The following is a 12,742-nucleotide window of genomic DNA, read 5'->3' as shown; positions in this document are numbered from 1 at the left end:
CATGAGCGTCGCCGTCATCGGAGCCGGACCTGCCGGCCTGATGGCGGCGGAGGTGCTCGCGCAAGGTGGCGCACAAGTCACTGTCTACGACGCGATGCCGTCGGCTGGCCGCAAATTCCTGATGGCCGGCCGTGGTGGGCTCAATCTCACCCACTCCGAACCGCTGCCGGATTTCCTTGCGCGCTATCGCGAGGCGATGCCGCATCTGAAGGCTGCGGTCGAGGCTTTTCCGCCTGAAGCACTGCGCGTCTGGAGCGAGGCGCTGGGGCAGCCGACCTTCGTCGGCAGCAGCGGCCGCGTGTTCCCCGAGGCGTTCAAGGCATCGCCTCTCTTGCGCGCCTGGCTGCGGCGGCTCGATGCCGCGGGCGTTGCATTCGCATTCCGGCATCGCTGGACCGGATGGGACGCGCGAGGGGGACTGCTGTTTGAGACTTCAGGCGGTCCGCGCGTGGTCAATGCCGATGCAACCGTGCTGGCACTCGGCGGCGCGAGCTGGCCGCGACTCGGCTCGGACGGCGCTTGGGCGGAGATCCTCGCCGCAAAGGGCGTTGCCATGGCGCCGATCAAGCCAGCCAATTCCGGCTTCACGGTTGCCTGGTCGAATATCTTCCGCGACCGGTTCGAGGGCCAGCCGCTCAAGGGCGTCGCGCTCACGATTGGTCCGCATACGGAGCGCGGCGAAGCGATCGTCACCCGCGCCGGCATCGAGGGCGGCGCCATCTATGCGCTGTCGGCGGAATTGCGCGAGGCGGTGCTCGCGAAGGGAACGGCGACACTGACGGTGGCGTTGCGGCCCGATGCCGCGCGCCACGAACTGGTCGCGCGTCTGTCGGCGCCGAAGGGCAAGCAATCCCTTTCCAATTTCCTGCGCAAGGCCGCGCAGCTCTCGCCGGTCGGCATCGGGCTGTTGCAGGAGGCGGCCGTCGCCGTCGGCCGTTCGCTGGCCGCGCTGCCGCCGGCCGAATTGGCCGAACTGATCAATGCGGTGCCGATCCGGATCACCGGCGTGGCACCGATCGCACGCGCGATCTCGAGCGCTGGCGGCATCAGGTTCGACGAACTCGACGCGCATTTCATGCTGCGGCGGCTGCCCGGCGTTTTCGCGGCCGGCGAGATGCTCGATTGGGAGGCGCCGACCGGCGGCTATCTGTTGCAGGCGTCGTTTGCAACGGGCGTCGCCGCTGGGAAGGGCGTGTTACGATGGCTCGTGCAGAAATCGTAGCTCTGTAGGATGGGTAGAGCGAAGCGAAACCCATCAACTTTTTTCCCAGCGGAAGCATGATGGGTTTCGCTGCGCTCTACCCATCCTACGGGATAGGCTCATTCCGAGCCGGTCTTCGTGGCGAGGTCGGTGATGAATCCAAGCACACCGAACGCCGCAGCCACCGCACACACCGCGGTCCAACCACCAAAGCTCCACGCCGCGGACGCCGCTGCCGCGCCCACCGCGCCGCCGATGAAGAACAGCGCCACGAACAGGCCGTTGATCCGGCCGCGCGCCTCGGCGCGCAGCAGGTTGACGGCGCGGCGGCCGAGCGTCTGGTCGGTGGTGATGCCGAGATCGAGCAGGATGGTGCCGAGGCTCAGCGCGACGAGTGCTGCAATCCGCGACTCCAGTACGCCGGCCCAAGCGCACAGCGCGAGCGATGCGGATATCAGCAGGTGCGAGCCGATCAGCATCGGCCGTGCCAGGCCACGGTCGCCCCAGCGGCCGGCCAGCGGCGTCGCGACGGCGCCAGCAACGCCGATCAGTGCGAACAGTGCGATGCCCCTGGCGTCGAGCTTGAACGGCGCGTCCGGCAGGCGCAGCGCCACGGCGGCCCAGAACGCGGTGAACGAGGCCATCACCAGCGCCGCGGTCCAGGACCGGACGCGCAGCACCGGCTCCTCGCGCAGCAGTGTCGGGAACGAACGCACCAGCGCGCCGTAGCTGACCTTCGCCGCCGGCTGCAGCGTCGGCAGGGTGCGCGCCAGTGCTGCGGCGAGCACCGTCATCAGCACGGCCGAGGTGACATAGTAGCCGCGCCAGTTCCAGCTGTCCGCGATCAGACTCGCCATCGGCCGCGACAGCAGGATGCCGATCATCAGGCCGCTCATGACATCGCCGATCGCCTGTCCCCGGCGCTCCGGCGGCACCATCGACGCAACCAGCGGCACCACCATCTGGATCGCGGCGCACGACGCGCCGAGGATGAAGGTGGCGGCCAGCAGGATCAGCGGCGTCGGCGCCATCGCGGTGCCGATCGCCGCGACGATAGCGCAGGCCAGCGTGCGCAGGATCAGCCGCTTGTTCTCGACGAGGTCGACCAGCGGCACCAGCAGCAGCAGCCCGAGCGCGTAGCCGAGCAGGGTCAACGTCGAGATCAGGCCGGCCTCTAGCGCGGTCATGCCGAGCGAGCGGCCCATCAGACCGACGAGGATCTGCGGCGCAAAGAGATTGGTGACGACGGTGCCGGTCGTGATGGCGCCGATCCAGATCAGCGGACGCACGGCGACGGTGCGCGCCGGGGAGAGTTTGGTGGCTTCGGAGATGGTCATGGGACCTCGCGATGGAGTGGCGAGGCCCCCTTTAGGGGATCGGGATAATATGCTACAATTCAAATAAGATGATGAAGAATATGCGAGATTATTATGAACACCCATGACCTCGTGGCGTTCGTCGCCGTGGTCGAGACCGGATCGATCGTCGCGGCCTCGGCGCGGCTGAACCTGACCCAGCCCGGCGTGACGCGGCGGATCCAAAATCTCGAGGAGATGCTCGGCGCGCAGCTGCTCGACCGGCTATCGAAGCCGCTGAAGCCGACGGCGGCGGGAATCGAAGCCTATGAGCAGGGCCGCCGGCTGCTGCGCATGCTCGACGACCTCAAGTCAGGCGTCGCCAATGACGGCGTGGTGCGCGGCGAGTTCAGGCTCGGCCTGACGCCGTTTTTGTCGGAGGCCGGGCTGACCGGACCGCTCGATGCGGTGCGCGGCGAATTTCCGGCGCTGGCGGTGCGCGTCGTCTCCGGCTGGTCGCCCAACCACATGGAGCGGGTCAGCCGCAACGAGCTCGATGCCGCTGCAATCTGTTTGCCTGACGGCACCGCGCCGCCCGACGATCTCGTGGCCGACGATCTCGGCGCGCAGCCGGTGGTGTTCGTCGTCGCGCGCGACATGAAGACGCCGAAGTCGGTCGATCTCGAATGGCTGTCGCGGACCGGATGGGTGATCAACCAGGACGGCTGCGGCTTTCGCCAGACGCTGAAGCGTCAATTCGATGCGGCGCATCTGCCGTTCAACATCGCGGTCGAGGCGCTCGACAGCGAGCTGCGGCTGTCGCTGGTGGCGCGCGGGCTCGGCATCGGCCTCGTGACGCCGGTGGCGCTGAAACGAAGCCCGATCCGTAGCCGGCTCAAGGCCGTGAAGATCGCGGATTTCAATCCCGCAGTCCGCGCCTGGATCGTGCATCGCCCGCCGGCCGGCCGCCTGGCGCGGCCGATCGAGGTGTTTCGCGCGGCGCTGGACCGCGAGCTGCAGGCGCTGATGCACGGGTAAATGCGCTGGATGCGGCTAGCGCAATTTCCCCCGCGCCGTCACCGGCAACGCACCGATGATCTCGTCACCGCGCACCATCACGACCTCGTCCATCATATTGACGACGACGCAGACGTGATTGGGCACGATCCGCACCACGTCGCCGACATTGGGCCGGGTGTTGCTACGAGACAGATCGAGGAAGCCGTGCTCCTCGGCGAAGCGCGCGATCCTGGCCTCCGGATGTTCGAGGATCAGGCCGTGGCCTTCGAGGCCGCCGGTGTCCGAGGTTAGCGTCTTGGAGCCGGCATCGAGGATGCCGCGCTCGGGGCCGGCGCGGCTGACGACGGTGGAATAAATATGCAGCGCGCAATCGTCCCAGGTCGCGACGCCGGCCGCGACCTGCATGCGGTCGTTGTAGATGTAGGTACCGAAGCGATGCTCGGTGCCGCCCTTCAGTTTGCCGAGATTCTTCAGGTTCGGCGTGCCGCCGGTGGAGACGATGGTCGCGTCGAGGCCATGGGCGCGCACGCCGGCTAGCGCCTCGTCATAGAATTTCTGCGCATCGGCCCAGCCGGTCTCGGTCGGATACAGCATGAAGCCCGCGAAGCTGAGGCCCTTGGAGGCTGCGATCTCGCGCGCCAGCGCGATCGCCTCGGCCGGGGTCTCGACGCCGGCGCGCTTGCGGCCGGTGTCGCATTCGACCACGACCGAGAGCGGGCGGCCGGAGGCGGCGGCGGCCTTCGGCAGGTCGCCGACGACGACGGAATTGTCGGCTGCGACGGTGACGTTGGCCTTTGCTTGCAGCGCGCCGAGCCGCGCCATCTTCTCGTCGCCGAGCAGATTGTAGCTGATCAGGATGTTGTCGATGCCGGCGTCCGCCATGATCTCGGCCTCGCCGAGCTTCTGGCAGGTGATGCCTTTGGCGCCGGCCTTGATCTGCAGCTGCGCCAGCATCGGGTTCTTGTGCGTCTTGATGTGCGGACGGTTGGCGACGCCGGCCTCGTCGCAGGCCTTCTGGATGCGTGCGATGTTGCGCTCGACCCGGTCCATGTCGATCACGGCGCAGGGCGTGCCGTATTCCTTGGCGATCTTGGCGGCGAGGGGCGTCGTCATCGGGGTGGCTCCATTGCAGAGTTTCCGTCATTGCGAGCGGAGCGAAGCAATCCATCTGTCCGCGTTTGCAGATGCATGGATTGCTTCGTCGCTCCGCTCCTCGCAATGACGGCAAGAATCATTGTGTTCATGCCTGCTCGATCTCTTCGCGCAGCACCTCTAACTCGAGCCAGCGGTCCTCGGCGGCAGCGAGCTCTTGCTGCGCCTTTGCGATCGCGGCCGAGGCGGCGTCGAATTTCTTGCGATCCTTCGTATAGAGATCGGGATCGTCGAGCAGCTTCTGCTGCTTGGCGATCTCGTTGTGCAGCTTGTCGATGGTCTTCGGCAAGGTTTCCAGCGCGTGTTTCTCGTTGAAGCTCAGCCGGCGCCGCGGTGCTGCCTCGGGCGCTGCCGCCCTGGCTTCCTTCTTCTCTTCGGTCGCGGTATCCGCCTTCACCGTCTCGCGCTTCACGTCGGCGCCGCGCTGCGTCAGCATGTCGGAATAGCCGCCGGCATATTCGATCCAGCGGCCCTGGCCCTCGGGCACGATCACCGACGTCACGACGCGGTCGAGGAAGTCGCGGTCGTGGCTGATCAGGATCACCGTGCCTTCGTAATCGCCGAGCATGTCCTCGAGCACGTCGAGGGTTTCGAGATCGAGGTCGTTGGTCGGCTCGTCCAGGATCAAGAGGTTCGACGGTTTGGCCAGCGCGCGCGCCAGCATCAGGCGGCCGCGCTCGCCGCCGGAGAGCGCTTCCAGCGGCGTGCCGCGCTGCTCCTGCGCGAACAGGAAATCCTTCATGTAGCCGATGACGTGCTTCGACTTGTCGCCGACCATGACGTGGTCGCCGCGGCCGCCGGTCAAGGCTTCAGCCAGCGTCAGCTTCGGGTCGAGGCTCTCGCGGTGCTGGTCGAGGGTTGCCATCTCGATATTGGCCCCGAGTCGCACCGAACCGGAGTCGGGCGGATCGTTGCCGATCAACAGATGCACCAATGTGGTCTTGCCGGCGCCGTTCGGGCCGACGATACCGAGCCGGTCGCCGCGCTGGATCCGGGTCGAGAAGCCGTCGACGATCTTGCGCTCGCCGAACGCCTTCGCGATGTTCTTGGCCTCGATCACCAGGCGGCCGGACTTCTCGGCTTCGGCGGCGGCGAGCGTGGCATTGCCGGTGGCGCCGCGATAGTTGCGGCGCTGGTCGCGCAGCGCATGCAGATTGCCGAGCCGCTTGACGTTGCGCTTGCGGCGGCCGGAGACGCCGTAGCGCAGCCAGTGCTCCTCGTTGACGATCTTGCGGTCGAGCTTGTGCTGCTCGCGCTCTTCCTCGGCCAGCACCTCGTCGCGCCACGCCTCGAAGGCGCCGAAGCCGCGCTCGATCTGCCGGATCTGGCCGCGGTCGAGCCAGGCCGTGGTGCGCGACAGATTGGTGAGGAAGCGGCGGTCGTGGCTGATCAGCACCAGCGCGCAGCGCCGGCTTTCCAGTTCGGCCTCGAGCCATTCGATGGTCGGCAGGTCGAGATGGTTGGTCGGCTCGTCGAGCAGCAGGATATCGGGCGAGGGCGCCAGCACGCGCGCCAGCGCCGCGCGGCGCGCCTCGCCGCCGGAGACAAGCGCGGGATCTTCCTCGCCGCTGAGGCCGAGCTGCTCAAGCAGATAGCGTGCCTGGTAATGGTCGTCGCCGGGCCCGAGGCCGGCCTCGACATAGGCGAGCGTCGTCTTGTGCTCGCCGAAATCCGGCTCCTGCGGCAGATAGCGGATGGTGGCGCCGGGCTGCACGAAGCGGCTGCCGGCGTCAGGCTCGACCAGGCCGGCCGCGATCCGCAGCAGGGTCGACTTGCCGGAACCGTTGCGGCCGATCAGGCAGACGCGCTCGCCGGCGGAGACCGACAGCTCGACGCCCGTCAGCAGCGGCGTGCCGCCGAAGGTCAGGCTGATGTCCTTGAGCTGGATCAGAGGAGGCGGAGCCATCGCGCTAACCCGGCTGGCTCGCCTGCGCCTGCTCGGCGCGACGGCGCTGGATACGGCGGATGGTCTGGTCGAGCGTCGACAGGAAGGTCGAGCGGTCGCGCGGCGAATATGATTTCGGCCCGCCGGTGATCTCGCCCGACGAGCGCAGATCGGTCATCAGATTGCGCACCGCGAGCGTCATGCCGATCGACTGTTCGGTGAACGGCTTGCCGTTCGGCGCGATCACATCGGCGCCGGCCTTGACGCAGCGGCTCGCCAGCGGAATGTCCGCCGTGACCACCACGTCGCCTTCATGCGCGCGTTCCGCGATCCAGTCGTCGGCGGCATCCATGCCGGAACCGGCGGCAATGCGCTCGATCAGCGGATCCTGCGGCACGCGGATGAAATTGCCCGCGACCACGCTGACGGGCACGCCGAGCCGGATCGCGACGCGATAGATCTCGTCCTTCACCGGGCAGGCGTCGGCGTCGACATAGATGCGGGTGGGAGCAGGGGTTTCAGTCATCGATTCCAAGGTTGGTAGGCGCCGCCAGCGTGTACTCCATCGGGCGGAAAATTGCGAGCAAAACGAGAGGCTTGTCAGGCTGACCGGTTCGACTACGATTGCCTGAGAAAAACAACGGAAATAAGGGGAAACCCCATGGATTCGAAGACGGCTTCGCTGACCTACTGCGTCTCGGCGTACAACACCTCGAAACTGTCGGAGAACAAGATCCACGACGACACGGTGGCGCGAAAGTTCGGCTTTTCCGGCGGGCTGGTGCCCGGCGTCGACGTGATGGCCTACATGATGCACCTGCCGGTCGAGAAATGGGGCCGCGATTTCCTCGCGCGCGGCCTGATCGAGGCGCGCTTCGTCAAGCCGGTCTATGACGGCGAGATCGCGGAATTGACCGGACAGGAGACCGGCAATGGGCTCACGATCGAGCTCCACAGCCGCGGCGAGCTCTGCGCCACCGGCACCGCGTCGCTGCCGGCATCCGCGCCGAAATTCGTGCTCGATGACTACAAGCAGGTCGCCGCGGTCGCCGAGCGCAAGCCGGTCAGCGCCTCGTCCTATGAAGAGGGCAAGTGGCTCGGCACCATCCCGCGCGACTGGTCGGGCGATGCCGCGAAGGAGTATCTCGCCGATATCAGGGAGACCGACCCGATCTACCTGCGCGAAGGTCTCGGCCATCCCGGCCTGCTGCCGCGGGTGATGAACAAGGTCCTGGTCGACAATGCGATCCTCGGGCCCTGGATCCATGTCGGCACCCGCATGCAGCTGCTGTCGGCGGGCAAGGTCGGCGACGAGCTGACCGCGCGCGCCAAGGTGACGGGCAATTACGACAAGAAGGGCCACCGCTTCGTCGAGCTCGACGCGCTGGTGCTCGGCAACGGTGTGCCGCTCGCGCATTGCTGGCACATCGCGATCACCCAGCCGCGCGAGCAGGCCGCGGCGTAACTTTCCACCTCTCCCCGTTCTTCACGGGGAGAGGTCGGATCGCATCGCAGATGCGATCCGGGTGAGGGGCAAGGCACAATTCCAGTTACAACGACCTTGCTCGCCGGATGGAGCCCTCACCCCAGCCCTCTCCCCGCAAGAGCGGGGCGAGGGAGCAGGAGAGCCCTTATGCCACGCTCGCCTTGGCGTCCTGGATCGCGCGCCAGACGCGTTCCGGCGTCAGCGGCATGTTGATATGCTTGATGCCGTACTCTGACAGCGCGTCGACCACGGCGTTGACGATGCAGACGAGGCTGCCGGCGCAGCCGGCCTCGCCGCAGCCCTTGGTGCCGAGCGGGTTGGATTTCGCCGGCGAGGGATGATCGCCGACCAGCATCGACGGCACGTCGCCGGCGCGCGGCAGCGCGTAGTCCATGAACGAGCCGGTGATCGGCTGGCCTGATGCGTCGTAGCTGATTTCCTCCATCAGCGCCTGGCCGATGCCCTGCGCGACGCCGCCGTGCAGCTGGCCCGCGACGATCATCGGATTGACCACGACGCCGAAATCGTTGACCGCGGAGTAGCGCACGATCCGCGTCACGCCGGTGTCCGGATCGATCTCGACCTCGGCGACGTGGCAGCCGTTCGGGAAGGTCGACGCCGTCTCCTTGGTGGCGTGATCGACGTCGAGCGTCTCCGGCGTGCCTTCCGGCATCTTGCCGGCGCGCATCCGCTCGGCGAGCTCCGTGATGCCGATCGAGCGGTCGGTGCCGGCGATGGTGAAGCGGCCGGCGCCGAATTCGATGTCGGCCTCGGAGGCCTCCAGCATGTGCGCGGCGGCCTTCTTGCCCTTCTCGACGACGAGCGCGGAAGCCTCGACGATCGCCTGTCCAGTCGCGGTGATCGAGCGCGAGCCACCGGTGCCGTTGCCGAAGCGGACGAGATCGCTGTCGCCCTGTTCGAGCGTGATCTTCTCGAAGGGGACGCCGAGCTGGTCGGACAGCACCTGCGCGAACGGCGTGGCGTGGCCCTGGCCGTAATCCAGCGTGCCGGTGGTGAGCTTCACCGAGCCATCGGGCTCGAAGCTGATCTTGCCGAGCTCGCCGCTCGGCGGCGCGGTGACCTCGAGATAGGAGCCGACGGCGATACCGCGCAGCTTGCCGCTCTTCTTGCTCTCCTTCTTGCGCTTGGCGAAGTTCTCATAGTCGGAGATCTCCAGCGCCTTCTGGAACACACCGGCGAAATCGCCGCTGTCATAGGTGACGCCGGACGCCGCCGGGAACGGCAGCTGCGACGGCTTGATGAAGTTGCGCTTGCGCAGCGTGAAGCGGTTGATGCCCATCTCGTCGGCGGCCGCATCGATCAGCCGCTCCATGTAGTAATTGGCCTCGGGCCGGCCGGCGCCGCGATAGGCGCCCATCAGCGTGGTGTTGGTCAGGACCGTCTTGATGTCGACGCCGAGCAGCGGCGTGCGATAGACGCTGGCGAGGTTCTTGCCGGTGTTGAGCGACAGGGGGCCCGGAGCGACGCCGGTGATATAGGCGCCGAGATTGCCGTAGCCGGACAGCCGCACCGCGAGGAACTTGCCGTCGGCATCGAGCGCGAGCTCGGCGTGGATCAGCTGCGCACGGCCCTGGCTGTCGGAGAGGAAGCTGGTCGAACGCTCATCCAGCCACTTCACCGGGCGGCCGAGCTCACGCGCCGCATGCGCGATGCAGGTGTATTCGGGATAGTTGAGATTCTTCATCCCGAACGAGCCGCCGACATTGCCAGTGAGGATGCGGACCTTGTCGGCGGGCACGTTGAGCAGGCGCGCTAGGATCGCCTTGTTGCCGGAGACGCCCTGGGTCGGCACCTGCAGCGTGAAGCGTTCGGTTTTCTTGTCGTAATGCGCGAGGGCGACGCGCGGCTCCATCGAGACCACGGCGACGCGGGTGTTGACGATGTCGAGCTTGGTGATGTGCGCCGCGCCGGCGAACGCCGCCTCGATCTTGGCGGCGTCGCCATAGTGATAGTCGAGCGCGACGTTATCGGGGATGTCGTCGTAGAGCTGCGGCGCGCCGGGCCTGGCGGCTTCAGCTGCGTCGGTCACCGCGGGCAGCGGCTCGATATCGACCTCGACGGCCTCGGCGGCATCGCGCGCCTGCGCCGCGGTCTCCGCCACCACGAAGGCGACGGGATCGCCGACGAAGCGCACCTTGTCGGTCACCAGCGCGGGGCGGTTGGTCTGCTTGAGCGGCGAGCCGTCGCGGTTCTTCAGCGGCAGGCCGCAGGTGAAGGGGTTGTAGCCGGCGGCCGCAAGGTCGGCGCCGGTCCAGACCCCGAGCACGCCGGGCATCGCCTTGGCGGCCGCCGTATCGACCCCCTTGATGATTCCATGGGCATGCGAGGAGCGAACCATCCAGCAATAGGCCTGGCCGGGCAGCGAGAAATCGTCGGTGTATTTGCCCTTGCCGCGCACCAGGGTGTCGTCCTCCTTTCGTCGAACAGGCTGTCCGACGCCGTATTTTTGCAGTGCGATAGCGTTTTCGAGGGAGGCAGGCGGCGTGTGATCTTGCATCGAAAATGACCTGAAATGCCCGGATTTGCTGGAGTTTGGGGGCGCTGAGGAGATAACGCACACCCCCCTTAACGACAACGCCCGATTGGGCATGGACCCAATGTGAACGGAGTTTGCGTAGGGCTTTGACGCTGCTAAAGTTTCCGTGAACGATAATTATTCGGCGGGCCTAAAGGATCCTACGGATCCCCTGGGGTCCCGCGGAAAGACAGTTTTGATGAACGACCATGTGCGGCTTTGCGACGGCCCCCCGGCCAGCGAAGCCCCGCCAGGGTTGGTTGCGGCGGCGGCGGAAAGTGACGTCTACGCCGCGCTGGACCTTGGCACCAACAATTGCCGGCTGTTGATCGCCTGTCCCACCGGCGACGGGTTCCGCGTGGTCGATTCATTCTCGCGGATCATCAGGCTCGGCGAGGGCATCGCCGCCACGGGCTCGATCAGCGAGGCCGCGATTGAGCGGGCGATTGCCGCACTGGCCATCTGCAGCGACAAGATTCGCTATCGCAAGGCGCGCCGGCTCCGCCTGATCGCCACCGAGGCCTGCCGCGCCGCCGGCAACGCCGAGAGCTTCCGCGCGCGGGTGGCGGCCGGAGACCGGCATCAAGCTCGAGGTGATCGATCGTGAGACCGAGGCGACGCTCGCGGTGATCGGCTGCTCGCCGCTGCTCGATCCGAAGGGGCGGGGCGCCATCCTGTTCGATATTGGCGGCGGCTCGACCGAGCTGGTGCGGATCGAGCGCGACCCCAACGCGCCCGACGCGGCGCCACGCATCAAGGCGTGGATGTCGATCCCGCTCGGCGTCGTCACGCTGGCCGAACATTTCGGCGGCAAGAACGTCACCAGGGATCTGTATGCGCGAATGATCGATGAGGTCGCGCGGCACGTCGCGCCGTTCGCGGCCGAGCACGGCAAGGATCTGCGCGACATGCACATGCTCGGCACCTCCGGCACCGTGACCACGCTCGCCGGCGTGTTCCTCAATCTGTCGCGCTACGACCGCCGCCGCATCGACGGCATCTGGATGAACGATTGCGACGTCACCGCGACGATCCAGAAGCTGCTCGGCATGAGCTATGAGGCGCGCGTCAACAACAACTGCATCAGCGTCGAGCGCGCCGATTTGGTGCTCGCCGGCTGCGCGATCCTCGATGCGATCCGCAACGCGTTCCCGATGCCGCGGCTCCGCGTCGCTGATCGCGGCCTGCGCGAGGGCATGCTGGTCGAGATGATGCGCGAGGACGGCGCGCTGCGGGCGTGCTAGAGCTTCTCTTGCCTCGCCCCGCTTGCGGCGAGAGGCCGGATTGCATGTCAATGCAATCCGGGTCAGGGGGACTTTCCACGAGCGCATCTCTCACCTTCATTGCGGAACCAGCCCCTCACCCCAACCCTCTCCCCGCAAGAGCGGGGCGAGGGAGTAGAGAAGCAGTATGGCGAAAGACACCACCGGGCGGCTGCACGTCACGGTCAAGAGCGGCGGCAAGCGCAAGCTGTCGTCAAAACTCTGGCTCGAACGCCAGCTGAACGATCCCTATGTCGCCAAGGCCAAGGCGATGGGCTACCGCTCCCGCGCAGCTTTCAAGCTGCTCGAGATCGACGACAAATACCGTCTGCTCAAGCCGGGCATGACCGTGGTCGATCTCGGCGCGGCGCCCGGCGGCTGGAGCCAGATTGCGGCCAAGCGGACCGGTGCTGTCGACGGCAAGGGCAAGGTGGTCGCGATCGATCTGCTGGAGATGGGCGAGATTCCCGGCGTCACCTTCGCGCAGCTCGACTTCCTCGACCACGACGCGCCGGAAAAACTGATCGCGATGATGGGCGGCCGCGCCGACATCGTGATGTCCGACATGGCCGCCAACACCACCGGCCATCGCAAGACCGATCAGCTGCGCATCATCGGCCTGGTCGAGACCGCCGCGCATTTCGCCGGCGAGGTGCTCAATCCCGGCGGCACGTTCCTGGCAAAGGTGTTCCAGAGCGGCGCCGACGCCGAGTTGGTGGCGCAGCTGAAGCGCGATTTCGCGACCGTCCGCCACGTCAAGCCGGCCGCCAGCCGGCAGGATTCGTCGGAGCGCTATGTGCTGGCGACGGGATTTCGCGGACAGCCGCAGCCGTCATCGCGCGGGGCGTAGCGCCGACGCAATCCAGCGTTCTGCGTATGCGGACGGCTGGATTGCTTCGCTCCGC

The 12,742-nt window shown here is 66.9% G+C and carries 9 protein-coding genes and 1 pseudogene; 5 read left to right on the top strand and 5 right to left on the bottom strand.

Annotation, left to right across the window (positions count from 1 at the left end; translation table 11 throughout):
* Window position 1 precedes the first annotated feature (1 nt).
* Entirely contained in the window at window positions 2-1,222 is a 1,221-nt protein-coding gene (locus ACVWZM_RS00225; RefSeq protein ID WP_456851383.1) for an NAD(P)/FAD-dependent oxidoreductase, read from the top strand.
* Window positions 1,223-1,320: 98 nt separating this feature from the next.
* On the opposite strand, the gene ACVWZM_RS00220 is transcribed toward ACVWZM_RS00225, so the two are convergent.
* Window positions 1,321-2,538 carry an MFS transporter gene (locus ACVWZM_RS00220; RefSeq protein ID WP_456851381.1) on the bottom strand — a complete coding sequence of 406 codons (1,218 nt, stop codon included), beginning with the start codon at window positions 2,536-2,538 and terminating at the stop codon, window positions 1,321-1,323.
* Between the two features lie 93 nt (window positions 2,539-2,631).
* Between ACVWZM_RS00220 and ACVWZM_RS00215 the strand changes: the two genes are divergently transcribed.
* Window positions 2,632-3,534 carry a LysR family transcriptional regulator gene (locus ACVWZM_RS00215; RefSeq protein ID WP_229191197.1) on the top strand — a complete coding sequence of 301 codons (903 nt, stop codon included), beginning with the start codon at window positions 2,632-2,634 and terminating at the stop codon, window positions 3,532-3,534.
* Between the two features lie 15 nt (window positions 3,535-3,549).
* On the opposite strand, the gene ACVWZM_RS00210 is transcribed toward ACVWZM_RS00215, so the two are convergent.
* The 3 genes from ACVWZM_RS00210 to ACVWZM_RS00200 all read right to left on the bottom strand — a co-directional run bounded on the left by ACVWZM_RS00210 (window position 3,550) and on the right by ACVWZM_RS00200 (window position 7,079).
* Window positions 3,550-4,629, bottom strand: coding sequence for a D-TA family PLP-dependent enzyme (locus ACVWZM_RS00210; RefSeq protein ID WP_076826591.1), 1,080 nt, complete (start codon window positions 4,627-4,629; stop codon window positions 3,550-3,552).
* Between the two features lie 127 nt (window positions 4,630-4,756).
* Entirely contained in the window at window positions 4,757-6,574 is a 1,818-nt protein-coding gene (locus tag ACVWZM_RS00205; RefSeq protein WP_456851379.1) for an ABC-F family ATP-binding cassette domain-containing protein, read from the bottom strand.
* A 4-nt stretch (window positions 6,575-6,578) separates the two neighbouring features.
* Window positions 6,579-7,079 (bottom strand): YaiI/YqxD family protein, encoded by a 501-nt coding sequence (locus tag ACVWZM_RS00200; RefSeq protein ID WP_229191200.1) that lies wholly within the window; start codon window positions 7,077-7,079, stop codon window positions 6,579-6,581.
* A 135-nt stretch (window positions 7,080-7,214) separates the two neighbouring features.
* Between ACVWZM_RS00200 and ACVWZM_RS00195 the strand changes: the two genes are divergently transcribed.
* Window positions 7,215-8,018 (top strand): hypothetical protein, encoded by an 804-nt coding sequence (locus ACVWZM_RS00195; RefSeq protein ID WP_456851377.1) that lies wholly within the window; start codon window positions 7,215-7,217, stop codon window positions 8,016-8,018.
* A 166-nt stretch (window positions 8,019-8,184) separates the two neighbouring features.
* Here ACVWZM_RS00195 and ACVWZM_RS00190 read toward each other — a convergent pair whose 3' ends face one another.
* Window positions 8,185-10,557, bottom strand: coding sequence for a xanthine dehydrogenase family protein molybdopterin-binding subunit (locus ACVWZM_RS00190; RefSeq protein ID WP_456851375.1), 2,373 nt, complete (start codon window positions 10,555-10,557; stop codon window positions 8,185-8,187).
* A gap of 217 nt (window positions 10,558-10,774) precedes the next feature.
* Here ACVWZM_RS00190 and ACVWZM_RS00185 point away from each other — a divergent pair.
* Window positions 10,775-11,819 (top strand): annotated as a pseudogene (locus tag ACVWZM_RS00185) (Ppx/GppA phosphatase family protein).
* 166 nt (window positions 11,820-11,985) lie between these two features.
* A complete protein-coding gene (locus ACVWZM_RS00180) occupies window positions 11,986-12,687 on the top strand; it encodes an RlmE family RNA methyltransferase (protein WP_057019775.1) in 702 nt (233 codons plus the stop codon).
* Window positions 12,688-12,742 lie beyond the last annotated feature (55 nt).

The organism is Bradyrhizobium sp. USDA 4501 (assembly GCF_054062115.1).
This window is presented reverse-complemented; position numbering and strand designations above follow the sequence as displayed.